Raw genomic sequence first — 14,950 nt, 5'->3', positions numbered from 1 at the left:
GTTCAGTGATCATCCTGCGCATGATGCCATGCACTGCCGGAGTCGTCATCGAGATGGGCGTCCCGTGTGCCTGAAGGCGACAACGCCACCCAGCGCCATGGCGAACGGGCAACCGCCGGCCACGAGTACCTGGCAACCACACATGCCAGCTCACCCAGGATGGAAAGGGCTCACTGACCTTCAAAGCGTGGTGTCGGTAGGGCTGACGGTCCGTGATCCCTGCGGTACGCCAAGTGCATGAGGTATGCGCAAGGGGGCGGGCTGACCGACGAACGGCGGGCCTTCCGCGAGGAGTTGCGGTTGGAGGCGGCCGAGCGCTTCCAGCAGGGCGACGAGAACAGGGTCATCACTCACAACCTGCGGGTCAGCGTCCGGTCGGTACAGCGCTGGCGCAAGGCCTGGTCGCAGGACGGGCCGAGAGCCCTGGCCTCGAAGGGCCCGGCATCGCTGCCTCTGCTCAGCGACGAACTGTTCGCCGTGGTGGAGCGTGAGCTGGCCAAGGGGCCAGTGGCACATGGGTGGCCGGACCAGACCTGGACCCTGTCGCGGATCAAGACGCTGATCGGGCGCCGCTTCCACAAGAGCTACACCCCGCAAGGGGTGGCCGCCCTGCTCAAGCGGCACGGCTGGAGCTGCCAGGTCCCCGCCCGGCGGGCGATCGAGCGGGACGAGAACGCGGTGGCCGGCTGGATGAAGGAGACCTGGCTCCAGGTGGAAGGACCGTGGCGGCGCTCGACGCCTGGCTCGTCTTCGAGGACGAGGCCGGATTCTCGATGACGCCGCCGACCACCCGCACTTCGTCCCGCCGCGGCCACACCCCCGTGGTCCGCGTTCGGGGCCGCTCCCGCCGCCGCTTATCGGTGGCCGCCCTGGCCTGCTACAAGGCCGGCAAACCCTCGAAGCTGATCTACCATCCCTGCCCGGACGCCCGGCCCGATGGGCGCAAAAGCTTCTCCTGGAAGGACTACCGCGACCTGATCCAGACCGCCCACCAGCAGCTTGGCGGCCCGATGGTGCTGGTCTGAGACAACCTCAACACCCACCTCACCGCCGGCATGCGCCGCTACATCGCCGACCGCGACTGGCTCACCGTCTTCCAACTGCCGCCCTACGCACCCGACCTCAACCCGGTCGAGGGCATCTGGTCCGTCCTACGGCACACCACCGTGGCCAATCGCGCCTTCGCCGACCCCGATGACTTGATCACTGCCGTCCGACGCGGCCTCCGCCAGCTCCAGTACCGCCATGACGTCCTCGACGGCTGCCTCACCAGCACCGGCCTCCGACGCCCGCCACCATGACGACATCACGCATTCAAGGTCAGTAGCTTGGCCCCCGTCCCGCCCAGCCTGCAGTACCCGTTCGGGTTTTTGGTGTCCGAAAGGTAGTGCTGGTGACAGCACCCCGAGGTACAAGAAGAGCCCCCTCCGCCCTGGAGGGGGCTCCGTTGCATGTTGCTGTCCCTGGTCAGCGCCGTATGCGGGCCAATTGCCACCTAGCCAACCTTGGCGAACAGGATCCGGGAAGGCGGAGTCATCAACCGGCCGCCCGGCGGTACTTGCGGACCGCGAGGGTGCGGAAGATCAGGATGATCACGATCGACCAGATCAGCGAGGCCCACACGGGGTGTTGCATGGGCCAGGCGTCGGGCGTCCGGAAGCCCGGGGGAAGGTTGCCGAACATCTCGCGGCACGCCTGCACGGTGGCGCTGAACGGGTTCCACTCCGCGATGTGCCGCAGGAAGGACGGCATCTGGTTCGCGTCGACGAACGCATTTGAGATGAACGTCAGCGGAAACAGCCAGATCAGACCGCCCGAGGTCGCCGCTTCAGGAGTGCGCACGGACAGGCCTATGAGTGCGCCGATCCACGAGAACGCGTACCCGAGGAGCAGGAGCAGGCCGAATCCGGCGAGCGCCTTGCCCAAGTTCTCGTGCGTGCGCCAGCCGACGATCAGGGCGACGACCGCCAGGACGACGAGCGTAAGCGCCGTCTGAGCCAGGTCGGCGATGGTCCGGCCGGTCAGCACCGCACCACGTGCCATCGGCAGGGAGCGGAAGCGGTCGATGAGACCCTTGTGCATGTCGTCGGCGATGCCCGCACCCGCGCCCGCCGTGGCGAACGTGACGGTCTGGGCAAAGATGCCGGCCATCAGGAACTCGCGGTAGGCCTGGGTGGCGTTGGACGAGCCGACCTGGATCGAGCCGCCGAACACGTAGGTGAACAGCACCACGAACATGATTGGCTGGATCAGCCCAAAAATAAGCATTTCGGGAATCCGGCCCATGCGGATCAAGTTCCGATGGGCGACGACCAGGGAATCGCTCATGGCGCTCACTTCACCTGCTCCTTCGAGGCGTTGGACCGCTGGTCTTGGATGCGCGGCGAGATGGAACCTCGCCGAGACGAGCGAACAGGATCCGGAATCCGTGACATGCGGATCAGGTTCCGCTGGGCCACGATCAGCGAGTCGCGGACGAGCTGGCTGACGGGGTTGGCGGGCGCCGCCACCCGCGCGGTCTCGGTGACGGCACTCACTTCACGGCCTCCTTGCGGCTGTCCTTGCCACTGTCGGTGCGGCCGCCCTGGCCGCCGCCCTCTTCGTCCTTCGCCTCGGCCACGTGCCCCGTCAGCGACAGGAAGACGTCGTCGAGGGTGGGGCGGCGTAGGCCGATGTCGTCCATCTCGATGCCGCGGGTGTCCAGCTCGCGGATGACCTCGGCGAGCAGCTTGGCACCGCCGGTGACGGGAACGGTCAGCTTGCGCGTGTGCTCCTCGACCGTGGTCTCGCCCTTGCCGAAGCCGCGCAGCACCTCGGCGGCGACCGGTATGTGCTCCCGCTCGTGCACGACGACCTCGACGCGCTCGCCGCCTGTGCGGGCCTTGAGCTGGTCGGAGGTGCCCTGGGCGATGACGCGGCCGTGGTCGACGACCGCGATGTCGTGGGCGAGGTGGTCGGCCTCCTCCAGGTACTGGGTGGTGAGCAGCAGCGTGGTACCGCCGGAGACCAGCTGCTTGATGACCTCCCACAACTGCTGGCGGTTGCGCGGGTCGAGGCCGGTCGTGGGCTCGTCCATGAACATCACGGGCGGGGAGACCACGAGGGCGGCCGCGAGGTCGAGGCGGCGGCGCATGCCTCCGGAGTAGGTCTTGGTGGGGCGGTCGGCGGCGTCCGTGAGGTTGAACTGCTCCAGCAGCTCCGCCGCGCGGGCCTTCGCCCGCTTCGTCTTCATCTGGTAGAGCCGGCCGACCATCTGGAGGTTCTCCCGGCCGGTGAGGTATTCGTCGACCGCCGCGAACTGGCCGGACAGGCCGATCGAACGGCGCACGGCGTCCGGATGCTCGAGGACGTCGACACCCGCGACGACGGCGTGGCCGCTGTCGGGGCGCAGCAAGGTCGTCAGACAGCGGACGGTCGTCGTCTTGCCCGCGCCGTTCGGCCCGAGCAGGCCGAGGACCGTGCCCTCGGGGACATCGAGGTCGACGCCGTCCAGTGCCCTTACGTCACCGAAGGTCTTCACCAGACCTTCGGCATAGATGGCGCCTGGCATATAAGTCTCCACGTCGTCAGGGATTCGTTGACAGAGCTGAGTTGGTGCGGTGAGGAGCCGAGACACGTCGGCGACGAGCACACGACACACAGTAACGCGATGTATCGCGTCTCACAACGGATTTACTCGAACGAGTGACCGTGGTGGATCAGTCGATGACCGTGTAGCCGGCCTCGCGCAGGGCGTGGGCGACCTCGGTGCAGTGCTCCGGCCCCTTCGTCTCCAGGTGCAGCTCCACCTCCGCCTCCGTGAGCCCGAGCCGCGGATCGGTCCGTACATGGCTCACGTCGAGGACGTTAGCGTCAGCCACTGACAACACCCCGAGCATTTCCGCGAGGGCCCCCGGACTGTCGGGCAGCCGCAGCCGTACGGCCAGGTAGCGGCCCTGCGCGGCCATGCCGTGCCGCAGGACCCGCTGGAGCAGCACCGGGTCGACGTTGCCGCCGGACAGCACCGCGACGACCGGCCCGGGAAACGCGCCGGGATCGATCAGCAGCGCCGCGACCGGGCCCGCTCCGGCCGGCTCGACGACCAGCTTCGCCCGCTCCAGGCACAGCAGCAGCGCGGCGGACAGTTCGTCCTCGGTGACCGTGCGGACCTCGTCGACGAGCGACTCGACGATCCCGAACGGCACGTCGCCGGGCCGCCCCACCTTGATGCCGTCGGCCATCGTCACCGGGTGCTCGATGGACACCGGGCGCCCCGCCGCGAGCGAGGGCGGATACGCCGCCGAGCCCGCCGCCTGCACGCCCACGATCCGCACGTCCGGCCGCAGCGCCTTCACCGCGACGGCGATCCCGGCCGCCAGTCCCCCGCCGCCCATGCCGACGACGATCGTGCCGACCTCCGGGCACTGCTCCAGGATCTCCAGGCCGACCGTGCCCTGTCCCGCGATGATGTCGGGGTGGTCGAAGGGGTGGATGAACACCGCACCGGTCCGGTCCGCGTACTCCCGCGCCGCCGCCAGCGTCTCGTCGACCACGTCACCGTGCAGGCGCACCTCCGCGCCGTACTCCCGGGTGGCGCTGATCTTCGGCAGCGGCGCCCCCTTCGGCATGAACACGGTGGAGTGCACGCCGAGCAGCGACGAGGCCAGCGCCACGCCCTGCGCGTGGTTCCCCGCGCTCGCGGCCACCACGCCGGCGGCCCGCTCCTCGGGCAGCAGCCCGGCGATCCGCACGTACGCGCCGCGCAGCTTGAACGATCCCGTCCGCTGGAGGTTCTCGCACTTGAGGTGGACCGGGGCGCCGACCAGCTGGGACAGGTGCCTGCTGCCCTCCATGGCGGTCACCCGCGCCACGCCCGTGAGCATCTTCTGGGCGCCTCGTACGTCGTCGAGAGTGACGGGGCCCCATGAGTCAGCCGTGCCGTAGCTCATGTCTCCAGTCTCGCAGTTCACCGTCCCGCGCGAGGAGTGTGACGAAGCCCGGGAACGGGTTTGCGCAGGGCCGGTACGGGGCGCCCCCGGGCCGCGTACCCTGTCCCCCATCCAGCACTCTTCTGTGAAGTGAGCCTCCGGCCATGCCCACCACTCCTGACATGTCGACGGACATGACGACAGTCGGCGACACCGGACTCCTCGACGCCCTCCAGCACGAGGTGGCCGTGTTCGCCCGCCGTGCCGAGCAGACCCGGCTCGGCGGCATCGGGCAGGTGCGCAACTCCATGGACCGCGCCGCGTACCTGCTGCTCAACCGGCTCGACAACGAGGGCCCGATGGGTGTGAAGGCCCTCGCGTCGAGCATGGGCATCGACTCCTCGACGGTCACCCGGCAGGTGGCTCCGCTGGTCGACACCGGGCTGGTCAAGCGCACCTCGCACCCCGAGGACGGCCGGGCGGTGGTGCTTCAGCTCTCCCCGCGCGGGCTGGCCCGGCTGGAGGAAGTACGTTCGTCGAGGCGGCAGTTGATGGCCGAGCTGACGCGGGAATGGACACCGGAGGAGCGCGAGTCGTTCTGCACGCTCCTCACGCGCTTCAACGGCGCGCTCTCCGCCCGGATGACGGTCCAGGGCGTGCCCGGGCCGGAGACGCCGCCCACCTCCTGAGCGCGCCCCTCCGGAAACCCGGGCCGCCGGTCGGGCCGCCTCCTGGTTCCGGGCCCTTGACCCCGGGCCGCCGCTGGCCTCATATGAGACCGGGTCCCCGTCGTTCGCGTTTCCACATCCCGTGCCGAACGCCGGCGGGCCTCAGGCGGGAGGCGCGGTGCGTGAACGGCGAGCGTCCCAGGAAGCCCGCCGGGCCCGGGAGTTCGAGGCGTTCGTCGCGGGCGCGGCAGGGCGGCTGCTGCATGCCGCGACCCTGCTGACCGCGGAGGCGCCGGACGACAACCCGCGCGCGCGGCGGCTCCTCGTCCTGGCGCTCGCCCACACCTACGCCTCCTGGGACCGGCTGCGCGGCGACGATCCGTACGACCGCGCCCGCCGGTACCTCGCGACGCGCTTCGCGCGCGGGACGTGGCACCAGTACGGCGGCTTCGGCCGCGCCCGCCCGCACGCGGCGAGCCCGCTGGCCCCGCTCACGCCCCAGGAGCGGCTGATCCTCGTCCTGAGGTTGTACGAGGGCGTCGCCGAGGAGCAGGCCGCGGCGCTGCTCGGCCTGCCGAGGGAGAGGGTACACACCGTGTGCGACCGGGCGACGGCCACACTGCTGCATCCGTCACCGGGGCGCCCATCGGCGGTGACGGGAGTGAAGGCGGCCTCCTCGTGAGGCCGCGGAGAACGGCCCGCGCGGTCCTGCCGGCCGCAGGACGGAGGCCCGTGTGAACCGGCCCCAGCGGGAGGCCGCCGCGCGGCGGATCATGGAGCAGGCGCCGCCGCCGGTGCCGCCGGACCTGTACGCCGAGGCCCTGCGCCGCGGCGCCCGCATGCTGCGCCGCCGCGCCACCGTCCGGCTCCTGCTCTGGCTGCTGCTGGGCGCCGCGGCCGTGGCGTTCGCCGTGTGGGCGCTGACCGTACGCCCGTGGGTGGAGCCGCCCTCCCGGACGACCCCACCCGTCACCGGCTGGTGAACCGTGACCGGCTGAGCCGACTAGCCGAGGGCCTGCTGAAGGTCCTCGAGCAGGTCGTCGACGTTCTCGATGCCCACGGACAGGCGCACGAGGTCGGAGGGGACCTCCAGGGCCGAACCGGCCGCGGAGGCGTGGGTCATGCGGCCCGGGTGCTCGATGAGCGACTCGACGCCGCCCAGGGACTCACCGAGGGTGAACACCTTGGCGCGGTTGCACACCTCGACGGCCGCCTCCTCGCCGCCCGCGACCTGGAAGGAGATCATGCCGCCGAACGCCCTCATCTGCTTGGCGGCGATCTCGTGACCGGGGTGGTCCGGCAGACCCGGGTACAGCACGCGCGTCACGCGCGGGTGCCGGCTCAGCATGTCGGCGATCTTCGTGGCGTTCTCGCTGTGCCGGTCCATGCGCACGGCGAGCGTCTTGGTGCCGCGCAGCACCAGCCAGGAGTCGAACGGACCGGCGACCGCGCCCATCGCGTTCTGGTGGTACGCCAGCTCCTCGCCGAGGCCCTGGTCGGAGACGATCAGGGCGCCGCCGACGACGTCCGAGTGACCGCCCATGTACTTGGTCAGGGAGTGCACGACGACGTCCGCGCCGAGCGAGAGCGGCTGCTGGAGGTAGGACGTGGCGAAGGTGTTGTCCACGACGAGCTTGGCGCCCGCGTCGTGGGCGATCTGAGCGACGGCCGCGATGTCGGTGATGCCGAGCAGCGGGTTGGAGGGGGTCTCCACCCAGACGACCTTGGTCTTCGGGGTCATGGCGGCCCGCACGGATGCCGGGTCGCTGGTGTCGGCCACGGACCACTCCACGCCCCAGCGGGTGGCGACCTTCGCGAACAGACGGAACGTACCGCCGTACGCGTCGTTCGGGATGACCACGTGGTCGCCCGGGCTGAGCAGCGCGCGCAGCAGGGTGTCCTCGGCCGCGAGGCCGGAGGCGAACGCGAGGCCGCGTCGGCCGCCCTCGAGGGCGGCGAGGTTCTCTTCCAGGGCGGTCCTGGTCGGGTTGGCGCTACGGCTGTACTCGTAGCCGCCGCGCAGGCCGCCGACGCCGTCCTGCTTGTAGGTCGAGACCTGGTAGATCGGCGGGACGACCGCGCCGGTGAGGGGATCGGCGGTGTTGCCCGCGTGGATCGCAAGGGTCTCGAAATGCTGGCTGTTATGGGTGTCGCTCATGGGCACCGAGCGTAATGCGCCCGCGGGACTCGTGTCGGACGGCACGGTCGTCCAGGGCGCCGGCAGGGGGCTTCGCGGACCGGGCCGGAGCGGCCGCGCAGCGGCGCCGGGCGGGGTTATCCACAGGATGCCGGGCGGAGTTGGCCAATTGTCGGCGGCGTCTGGTTCGCTGGGGGCATGGAGATTCTCTGGGGCCTGATGGCACTGCTCATGCTGAGCTTCGTGCTGCTCCCCGTCCTGCGGCGCAGGCGCGGGATGATCGAGCGGGTCGCGCCGGGCCACCCGGACGCGGCGGACCCGGCCGCGTACGGATTCGTGCGCGAGGAGGAGCTGGACCTGCGGATGCCCGGCCCCGACCAGGACCTGGTGGACGTCCTGGAGCTGGTGCAGCGCACGCAGGACTACCGGGCGGCGGCGCAGCTGCTGGCCGGCACCGAGGCCGAGGGCGAGCTGCGCTGGCAGCGGGTGCAGGCCTTCGCGGGCGCGGCCGCGCTGGAGCTCCAGCAGCGGCCCGGCGGGGTCAGCGAGACCCCGGGCGGGCAGTGGCTGCGGGTGTGGCGGGCCGAGCAGCCGAAGGACGCGGGCGCCGCGGCGGTGCACGCCGAGTTCCTGGCCCAGCAGGCGTGGCGTACGTCGACGCCGGGCACGGACGACTTCCGGATCATCATGGAGGAGGCCAGGGACGTCTGCGGGCAGGCGGCGCTCCTGGCTCCCGGCGACCCGGTCCCGTACATCACCGAGCTGTCGGTGGCCCGCGGACTGGCTTATCCGCAGCCGGAGTTCGACCGGCTCTGGGCCAAGATCCTGGACCGCGCCCCGCACCACATGGGGGCCCATCTGGCGGCGCTGCACCACTGGTGCGAGAAGTGGCACGGCTCGCGCGAGCAGGCGTACTCCTTCGCGGAGGCCGCCGCGGCCCGCGCCCCCGAGGGCTCCCTGCTGGCGGCGATGCCCCTGTTCGCGGTCTTCGAGCACCTGCCCGAGGTGAATCTGGTGCGCGGCTTCTACCAGAGCGAGGTCGTCACCAAGGCGATCCACGGGGCGCTCCACGCGGCGCACTCCGCGCGTCACGACGACCCGATGCTCGCGCATGTCCGCCATCTGCTGGTCTTCTTCCTGGTCCGCGCCGAGCGCTGGACGGAGGCCATGGGCCAGCTGATACACGTCGACGGCCACGTGGGCGCGCTCCCCTGGACGCTGTCCGGCGACCCGGCCGCCGCGTTCGCCGTCTACCGCGCGCTGGCGGTGGCGGGCTACGAGGCGAACGGCGGCAGCCCGGCGACGCTGCTCAGCTGACGTACCGGGCGTCCGACCGGAATGCGCCCGCCCGTGAGGACGTTGTCCCGAGTGCTCCACCTGCTCCGCCCGAGACCGACAGGGAGACCCCATGCTCTTCGGCCGTACGCCCCAGCTTCCCACCCCTGAGCAGGCACTCAAGGGCCGGCCCGAGCCCGCCTTCGAGGTCCCCGAGCGCCACACGGTCCTCGGCACCCCGCTCGCCGGCCCCTACCCCGAGGGCCTGGAGACCGCCGACTTCGGCCTCGGTTGCTTCTGGGGCGCCGAGCGCAAGTTCTGGCAGCTCCCGGCGGGCGTCCACACCACTCTGGTCGGCTACCAGGGCGGCTCCACCGAGAACCCCCTGTACGAGGAGGTCTGCTCGGGCCTGACCGGCCACACGGAGGCGGTCCGCGTGGTCTACGACCCGGCGGTGATCTCGTACGACCGTCTCCTGAAGACCTTCTGGGAGTCCCACGACCCCACGCAGGGCTTCCGCCAGGGCAACGACGTCGGCACCCAGTACCGCTCGGCGATCTACACCCACACCCCCGAACAGGCCGCCGCGGCCGAGGCGTCCCGCGCCGCCTACCAGAAGGTGCTGAGCGACTCGGGCCACGGCACGATCACCACGGAGATCCTCCCGGCCGAGGGCCGCCCCTTCTACCCGGCCGAGCCGTACCACCAGCAGTACCTGGACAAGAACCCGGCGGGCTACTGCGGGATCGGCGGGACCGGTGTCTCCTGCCCGATCGGCGTGGCGCCCGCGCCCGGCGGCGCGGACCAGTAGCGACGGCGGTCAGCGGCGGCGGGTCAGACCGAGCACTCCGCCCAGATGGTCTTGCCCGTCGGGGTGTAGCGGGTGCCCCAGCGTTCGGCGATCTGGGCGACCATGAACAGCCCGCGGCCGCCCTCGTCCGTGCTGGCGGCGTCGCGCAGGTGGGGTGAGGTGCTGCTGGCGTCGGAGACCTCGCAGATGAGGGTGCGGCCGCGGATGAGGCGCAGCTGGATGGGCGCGCGGCCGTAGCGGATGGCGTTGGTGACCAGTTCGCTGGTCACCAGTTCCGCCTCGAACGCGGCCTCGTCGAGCCCCCACTCCTGCACCTGCCGGGTGACGAGGGAGCGGCTCTCGGCGACGACGGCGGGGTCGTCCGACAGTTCCCAGGAGGCGACGCGGTCCTCCCCCAGCGCGCGGGTGCGGGCGAGCAGCAGGATGGCGTCGTCCTCGGGTTCGCGGTCGGGCTGGAGCACGGCGACGGCTGCGTCGCAGATCTCGTCCAGGGGGCGGTCGCGCTGATCGCCGAGGACCCGGCCCAGCAGCTCCAGTCCGGCGATGAGGTCGCCCCGGTAGCCGTCCAGCAGCCCGTTGGTGAACAGGGCCAGGATGCTGCCCTCCGCGACCTCCACGTCGATGGTCTCGAACGGGTGGCCCCCCAGACCCAGCGGCGGTCCGACGGGCAGTTCGACGCACTCCGCCTTGCCCTGGGAGTCGACGATCACCGGCGGCAGATGGCCCGCGCTGGCCACGGTGCACTGCCGGGAGACGGGGTCGTAGATCGCGTACAGGCAGGTGGTGCCGACCTCCTCGGCCAGGTCCTCGGAGTCCGGCTGTCCGCTTGCGGCGCGGGCGACCGTGTCGTCGAGCTGGCTGAGCAGTTCGTCGGGGGGTACGTCGAGCTGGGCCAGCGTCTGGATCGCCAGGCGCAGTCGGCCCGCCCCGGCGACGGCGGCGACCCCCCGGCCCGGGACGTCGCCGGAGACCAGGGCGACGCGGGCGCCGGAGAGGGTGATGACGTCGAACCAGTCGCCGGCGATCCCGGCGTGCGCCCGGGCGGGCAGGTAGCGGCAGGCGGCCTCGATGGCGGTCTGTTCGGGCAGTGACCCCTGCAGCATGCGCCGCTGGAGCGTCAGGGCGGCGTGGTGCTCGCGGGTGTAGCGGCGGGCGTTGTCGAGGCAGACGGCGGCCCGCGCGGCGAGTTCCTCGGCGATGAGGAGGTCGTCGTGGTCGAAGGCGTCGGGGTTCTGCCAGCGGTAGAAGTGGACCACGCCCAGGGTGACGTCCCGCGCGCGCAGCGGCACGATGACGACGGAATGGATCCCGGCGGCGCGCATCTTGTCGCGGCGCACGGGGTCGTAGGCCAGCCACTCCTGGGAGTGCTCCAGCGTCGGCAGCAGGACGGACTTTCCCGTGGCCATGCTCTCGGCCTGCGGGGAGGCCGGCGGGAAGGTGATCAGTTCGCCGACCCGGTAGCTCGCCTCGGGGGCGTCGGCGATGACGGACCGGATGGCCGCGCGGCGCAGCGGCGCGCCGCTGCCGACCGACCCGGCGATGTACTCCTCCCCGCGGGCGAGGCCCTCCAGCAGATCGACGGCGATGTAGTCGGCCACGCTCGGGATCGCGACCTCGGTCAGTTCCTCGGCCGTGCGCGTCACGTCCAGGGTCGTGCCGATCCGGCCGCTGGCCTCGTCGAGGAGCATCAGCCGCTCGCGGCTGCGGTACTGGTCGGTGATGTCGAGGACGGAGGAGGCCACGCCGAGGGTCCGGCCGGTCCGGTCGGTCAGCCGGAACGAGGAGGTCGCCCACACGTGGTCGTGGCCGGGGTCGGCCGGCGTACGCCCGCGGTGCTCGGTGGTCACCGTACGGCCGCTCTCCAGTACGGACCGCAGCCTGGCCTCGATGACGGCGGCGTCGGGGGCCGAGAAGCCGTCGGTCATGCGCCGCCCGAGCGTCTCGCCGCTGGGGACGCCCTACATCTGCTCCAGGGCTGCGTTGACGGCGATGTAGCGCAGGTCGCCGTCCAGGACGGCCAGGCCGATCGGCCCCTGGCTGAACAGCGCGTCCACGACGGCGCCCTCCACGTCCCGCCAGCGCAGGTCGTCCAGCGTGGTCAGCAGGGCGATCCAGCCGTGCGATCCGGACACGTCGCGCAGCGGGCAGCCCCACACGCCGAGGGTCACCCGGCGGCCGTCCCGGTGCCGCAGGACCAGCGAGCAGCTCGCCCCGGCCCCGGCGGCCGCGCGTTCCACGGCCCTGCGTACGGCCGCCCGCTCGCCGGGGGAGGCCAGCAGCCGCTCGGCGGGCATGCCCACCGCTTCCTCGACGGTGTATCCGAGGTGGTGCCGCGCCGCACCGGCCCAGGCCGAGATCACGCCCTCGGCGTCCACCCCCACCACCCCGACCGTCCGGTACGCGGAGAACAGGCTGTCGCTCGCACCCCCGTCTGCCAGAACGTCCACGCCTCCAATCTCCCAGGAAATCCCTGCGCTCGCGTCCGCAGCCGTCGCGTCAGCCGCCGCTCCCGTACGGCCGGGTGAGGATCTCCAGCCGGTGGCCGTCGGGGTCGTCGAAGTAGGTGCCGCGGCCGCCGTCGTTGCGGTTGATCTCGTCCGGGTGGTCGTGGTACGGGTCGGCCCAGTAACGCAGCCCGGCGTCCTGTATGCGGCCGAAGATCTCGTCGAAGTCGTGTTCGGAGACCAGGAAGGCGTAGTGCTGCGGCGCGATGTCCTCGCTCGTCTCCATGTAGTCGAGCGTCACGCCGTTCGGCAGTTGAACGGGAACGAACGGGCCGTACTCGGGGCTCACGTCGAGGCCGAGGATGTCGGCGAGGAACCGGGCCGAGGCGTGCTTGTCGTGCGCGGCGACGATGGTGTGGTTCAGCTGCACAGTCATCGTGTGACCTCCTCCCACCCAACGTACAGCGGCCCCCACCGGAGGAGGTTTTCCCCAGGTGAGGGCCGCTAGACCGCCCGGCGCGTGGGTCAGATCGTCGCCGTGTCGATCACGAACCGGTAGCGGACGTCACTGCCCAGGACGCGCTCGTACGCCTCGTTGATCTGGTCCGCGCTGATCAGCTCGATCTCGGCGCCCAGGCCGTGCTCGGCGCAGAAGTCCAGCATCTCCTGGGTCTCGGGGATGCCGCCGATGCCGGAACTGCTCAGGCTGCGGCGGTTGCCGAAGACCGAGGAGAGCAGGACCGGGACGGGCTCCTCGGGGATGCCCACGTTGACCAGGGCGCCGTCGGTGCGCAGCAGCGACAGGTAGGCGTCGAAGTCGAGCGGGGCCGAGACCGTGTTGAGGATCAGGTCGAAGGTGCCGGCGAGCTCCTCGAAGGTCTTCGGGTCGCTGGTGGCGTAGTAGTGGTCGGCGCCCATGCGCAGACCGTCATCCTTCTTGCGCAGGGACTGCGACAGCACGGTCACCTCGGCGCCGAGCGCGTGCGCGATCTTGACGCCCATGTGGCCGAGGCCGCCGAGGCCGACGACGGCGACCTTCTTGCCGGGGCCGGCGTTCCAGTGCTTGAGCGGGGAGTACGTCGTGATGCCGGCGCACAGCAGGGGTGCGGCCACGTCGAGGCCGAGGCCGTCGGGGACGCGGACGACGTAGTTCTCGTCGACCACGACGCTCTCGGAGTAGCCGCCGTAGGTGGGCTCGCCGTCCTTGCCGACGGCGTTGTACGTCCAGACGGGGCCGCCCTTTTCGCAGTACTGCTGCAGGCCCGCCCGGCAGTTGTCGCACTCGCGGCAGGAGTCGACCATGCAGCCGACGCCCACTCGGTCGCCGACGGCGAACCTGGTGACGCCGGGGCCGACCTCGGTGACGACGCCCGCGATCTCGTGGCCGGGCACCATCGGGAAGATCGCCGTGCCCCAGCCCTCGCGGGCCTGGTGGATGTCGGAGCGGCAGATGCCGGCGTACTTGATGTCGATCTGGACGTCGAACTCGCCGACCTCGCGCCGTTCGATGGTGGTCCGCTCCAGCGGGGCCTTCGCGGCGGGCGCGGCGTACGCAGCAACAGTGGTCATGCGCGGGTTCTCCTTGCAGGCTTTCACGCGTGCCCGGCCGCCTCTGACCGGGTACATGGTCCAGCCTGCCTCATGCGGCGGCGCCCACCCAGACCACCCCGCTTCCTACGTCCGCCGGTCCTACCACTGGCGGGGTCAGGCTCCTGTGCGTACGACGGGCGTGCGACGGGCGGACGCGACCGATACTGGGCGCATGGACATACGCCCCGCATCCGTCGGCGGCGCCCTGGACCGGCGCGCCGAGCTCAGCGAGTTCCTGCGCAGCAGGCGGGCCCGGCTGAAGCCGCAGGACGTGGGGCTGCCGGAGTTCGGCCGGGCCCGCCGGGTCCCCGGGCTGCGCCGCGAGGAGCTGGCGCAGCTCGCCGGGGTGTCGGTGGCGTACTACACGCGGCTGGAGCAGGGCAACGGGCGGAACGTGTCGGCGGAGGTGCTGGACTCGATCGCCCGGGCGCTGAGGCTGACGGACGCCGAGCACGCGCATCTGACGCATCTCGCCCGGCCCAAGCAGCACAAGAAGCGGCTGGCAGGGCGGCCGCAGCAGGTCAGGGCGTCGTTGCGGCAGCTGCTGGACGCGATGGACGGGGTGCCGGCGTACGTCGTGGGGCGGCGCTCGGAGATCCTTGCCTGGAACCGGCTGGCGGTGGCGCTGTTCGGCGACTGGGGCGAGCTGCCGGACGCGGAGCGCAACTGGGCGCGGCTGGTGTTCCTGCGGCCGGACTACCGCGATCTGTTCGTCGACTGGGAGCAGAAGGCGATCGACATCGTGTGCGCCCTGCGCATGGACGCGGGCTGCTCTCCGGACGATCCGCGGCTGGCCGCGCTGGTCGGCGAACTGTCCGTGAAGAGCCCGGACTTCAGGCGGCTGTGGGCGACGCACGACGTCAAGGAGAAGAGTCACGGGATCAAGCGGCTGCACCATCCGCTGGTCGGCGAACTCTCCCTGAACTTCGAGTCGCTGAGGACGGCGGACGACGCCGACCAGGGCTTGGTGGTCTACCACGCGGAGCCCGGCTCGGCCTCGGCCGAGGCCCTGCGCCTGCTGGCGAGCTGGGGCGCGGACGCACGGCGGTCTGCCGGAAGCGGGGCTCCCGGCAGACCGTCCGACGAAGACTCCGCGCCTGCGTCCTACTTGCAGTAGG

The 14,950-nt window shown here is 71.4% G+C and carries 16 protein-coding genes and 2 pseudogenes; 8 read left to right on the top strand and 10 right to left on the bottom strand.

Translation table 11 applies throughout. From position 1 onward, the window contains the following. The first annotated feature begins 237 nt into the window (after positions 1 to 237). Together QFZ74_RS20010 and QFZ74_RS20005 are read left to right on the top strand one after the other, a co-directional pair. Complete coding sequence (locus tag QFZ74_RS20010) at positions 238 to 777, top strand: winged helix-turn-helix domain-containing protein (protein WP_307622167.1); 540 nt, start codon at positions 238 to 240, stop codon at positions 775 to 777. After that, positions 774 to 1,301: pseudogene (locus QFZ74_RS20005) on the top strand (transposase). Before QFZ74_RS20010 ends, QFZ74_RS20005 begins: the two are co-directional and overlap by 4 nt. A gap of 235 nt (positions 1,302 to 1,536) precedes the next feature. On the opposite strand, the gene QFZ74_RS20000 reads toward QFZ74_RS20005, so the two are convergent. The 4 genes from QFZ74_RS20000 to ilvA all read right to left on the bottom strand — a co-directional run bounded on the left by QFZ74_RS20000 (position 1,537) and on the right by ilvA (position 4,928). Next, the gene (locus QFZ74_RS20000) at positions 1,537 to 2,328 is read right to left on the bottom strand and encodes an ABC transporter permease (protein WP_307622166.1); all 792 of its coding nucleotides are present in this window, start codon (positions 2,326 to 2,328) and stop codon (positions 1,537 to 1,539) included. Between the two features lie 5 nt (positions 2,329 to 2,333). Then, positions 2,334 to 2,537 carry an integral membrane transport protein gene (locus QFZ74_RS30460; RefSeq protein ID WP_373462414.1) on the bottom strand — a complete coding sequence of 68 codons (204 nt, stop codon included), beginning with the start codon at positions 2,535 to 2,537 and terminating at the stop codon, positions 2,334 to 2,336. After that, positions 2,534 to 3,550, bottom strand: a complete 1,017-nt coding sequence (locus QFZ74_RS19990; protein ID WP_307622165.1) for an ATP-binding cassette domain-containing protein — start codon at positions 3,548 to 3,550, stop codon at positions 2,534 to 2,536. The genes QFZ74_RS30460 and QFZ74_RS19990 overlap by 4 nt, the downstream gene beginning before the upstream one ends. A gap of 148 nt (positions 3,551 to 3,698) precedes the next feature. After that, the gene (gene ilvA, locus QFZ74_RS19985) at positions 3,699 to 4,928 is read right to left on the bottom strand and encodes a threonine ammonia-lyase (RefSeq protein ID WP_307622163.1); all 1,230 of its coding nucleotides are present in this window, start codon (positions 4,926 to 4,928) and stop codon (positions 3,699 to 3,701) included. A 161-nt stretch (positions 4,929 to 5,089) separates the two neighbouring features. Between ilvA and QFZ74_RS19980 the strand changes: the two genes are divergently transcribed. From QFZ74_RS19980 to QFZ74_RS19970, 3 genes are all read left to right on the top strand, one after another. After that, positions 5,090 to 5,596 carry a MarR family winged helix-turn-helix transcriptional regulator gene (locus QFZ74_RS19980; RefSeq protein ID WP_307624218.1) on the top strand — a complete coding sequence of 169 codons (507 nt, stop codon included), beginning with the start codon at positions 5,090 to 5,092 and terminating at the stop codon, positions 5,594 to 5,596. 157 nt (positions 5,597 to 5,753) lie between these two features. Further along, positions 5,754 to 6,257, top strand: coding sequence for a sigma factor-like helix-turn-helix DNA-binding protein (locus QFZ74_RS19975; RefSeq protein WP_307622162.1), 504 nt, complete (start codon positions 5,754 to 5,756; stop codon positions 6,255 to 6,257). Positions 6,258 to 6,309: 52 nt separating this feature from the next. Next, positions 6,310 to 6,558 carry a hypothetical protein gene (locus QFZ74_RS19970; protein WP_307622161.1) on the top strand — a complete coding sequence of 83 codons (249 nt, stop codon included), beginning with the start codon at positions 6,310 to 6,312 and terminating at the stop codon, positions 6,556 to 6,558. Positions 6,559 to 6,578: 20 nt separating this feature from the next. Here QFZ74_RS19970 and QFZ74_RS19965 read toward each other — a convergent pair whose 3' ends face one another. After that, positions 6,579 to 7,733, bottom strand: a complete 1,155-nt coding sequence (locus QFZ74_RS19965) for a cystathionine gamma-synthase (protein WP_307622160.1) — start codon at positions 7,731 to 7,733, stop codon at positions 6,579 to 6,581. Positions 7,734 to 7,910: 177 nt separating this feature from the next. On the opposite strand from QFZ74_RS19965, the gene QFZ74_RS19960 reads away from it, so the two are divergent. Beyond that, the gene (locus QFZ74_RS19960) at positions 7,911 to 9,029 is read left to right on the top strand and encodes a hypothetical protein (protein ID WP_307622159.1); all 1,119 of its coding nucleotides are present in this window, start codon (positions 7,911 to 7,913) and stop codon (positions 9,027 to 9,029) included. Positions 9,030 to 9,120: 91 nt separating this feature from the next. Beyond that, positions 9,121 to 9,798 (top strand): peptide-methionine (S)-S-oxide reductase MsrA, encoded by a 678-nt coding sequence (gene msrA, locus QFZ74_RS19955; protein ID WP_307622158.1) that lies wholly within the window; start codon positions 9,121 to 9,123, stop codon positions 9,796 to 9,798. A 23-nt stretch (positions 9,799 to 9,821) separates the two neighbouring features. Here msrA and QFZ74_RS30455 read toward each other — a convergent pair whose 3' ends face one another. From QFZ74_RS30455 to QFZ74_RS19930, 5 genes and pseudogenes are all read right to left on the bottom strand, one after another. Continuing rightward, positions 9,822 to 11,486: a SpoIIE family protein phosphatase gene (locus QFZ74_RS30455; RefSeq protein WP_373462488.1), complete on the bottom strand. Its 1,665-nt coding sequence runs from the start codon at positions 11,484 to 11,486 to the stop codon at positions 9,822 to 9,824. Positions 11,487 to 11,513: 27 nt separating this feature from the next. Next, positions 11,514 to 11,744, bottom strand: a pseudogene (locus QFZ74_RS30450) (PAS domain-containing protein); the annotation flags it as partial. A gap of 12 nt (positions 11,745 to 11,756) precedes the next feature. Next, complete coding sequence (locus QFZ74_RS19940; protein WP_307622157.1) at positions 11,757 to 12,245, bottom strand: PAS domain-containing protein; 489 nt, start codon at positions 12,243 to 12,245, stop codon at positions 11,757 to 11,759. 49 nt (positions 12,246 to 12,294) lie between these two features. Beyond that, complete coding sequence (locus QFZ74_RS19935) at positions 12,295 to 12,678, bottom strand: VOC family protein (protein WP_307622156.1); 384 nt, start codon at positions 12,676 to 12,678, stop codon at positions 12,295 to 12,297. A gap of 89 nt (positions 12,679 to 12,767) precedes the next feature. Beyond that, positions 12,768 to 13,811 (bottom strand): NAD(P)-dependent alcohol dehydrogenase, encoded by a 1,044-nt coding sequence (locus QFZ74_RS19930; protein WP_307622155.1) that lies wholly within the window; start codon positions 13,809 to 13,811, stop codon positions 12,768 to 12,770. Positions 13,812 to 14,004: 193 nt separating this feature from the next. On the opposite strand from QFZ74_RS19930, the gene QFZ74_RS19925 reads away from it, so the two are divergent. Continuing rightward, the gene (locus QFZ74_RS19925; RefSeq protein WP_307622154.1) at positions 14,005 to 14,949 is read left to right on the top strand and encodes a helix-turn-helix domain-containing protein; all 945 of its coding nucleotides are present in this window, start codon (positions 14,005 to 14,007) and stop codon (positions 14,947 to 14,949) included. Position 14,950 lies beyond the last annotated feature (1 nt).

Source organism: Streptomyces sp. V3I7, assembly GCF_030817495.1.
GTDB lineage: Bacteria > Actinomycetota > Actinomycetes > Streptomycetales > Streptomycetaceae > Streptomyces.
Note: the sequence above shows the minus strand (reverse complement) of the source record. Positions and strands in the feature narration are given on the sequence as shown.

Bases quoted from the DNA above. Each gene is read 5' to 3' on its own strand.
- QFZ74_RS20010 (WP_307622167.1), top strand. From the start codon at position 238: ATGAGGTATGCGCAAGGGGGCGGGCTGACCGACGAACGGCGGGCCTTC.
- QFZ74_RS20000 (WP_307622166.1), bottom strand. From the start codon at position 2,328: ATGAGCGATTCCCTGGTCGTCGCCCATCGGAACTTGATCCGCATGGGC.
- QFZ74_RS19990 (WP_307622165.1), bottom strand. From the start codon at position 3,550: ATGCCAGGCGCCATCTATGCCGAAGGTCTGGTGAAGACCTTCGGTGAC.
- ilvA (WP_307622163.1), bottom strand. From the start codon at position 4,928: ATGAGCTACGGCACGGCTGACTCATGGGGCCCCGTCACTCTCGACGAC.
- QFZ74_RS19980 (WP_307624218.1), top strand. From the start codon at position 5,090: ATGTCGACGGACATGACGACAGTCGGCGACACCGGACTCCTCGACGCC.
- QFZ74_RS19965 (WP_307622160.1), bottom strand. From the start codon at position 7,733: ATGAGCGACACCCATAACAGCCAGCATTTCGAGACCCTTGCGATCCAC.
- QFZ74_RS19960 (WP_307622159.1), top strand. From the start codon at position 7,911: ATGGAGATTCTCTGGGGCCTGATGGCACTGCTCATGCTGAGCTTCGTG.
- msrA (WP_307622158.1), top strand. From the start codon at position 9,121: ATGCTCTTCGGCCGTACGCCCCAGCTTCCCACCCCTGAGCAGGCACTC.
- QFZ74_RS30455 (WP_373462488.1), bottom strand. From the start codon at position 11,486: ATGCTCCTCGACGAGGCCAGCGGCCGGATCGGCACGACCCTGGACGTG.
- QFZ74_RS19935 (WP_307622156.1), bottom strand. From the start codon at position 12,678: ATGACTGTGCAGCTGAACCACACCATCGTCGCCGCGCACGACAAGCAC.
- QFZ74_RS19930 (WP_307622155.1), bottom strand. From the start codon at position 13,811: ATGACCACTGTTGCTGCGTACGCCGCGCCCGCCGCGAAGGCCCCGCTG.
- QFZ74_RS19925 (WP_307622154.1), top strand. From the start codon at position 14,005: ATGGACATACGCCCCGCATCCGTCGGCGGCGCCCTGGACCGGCGCGCC.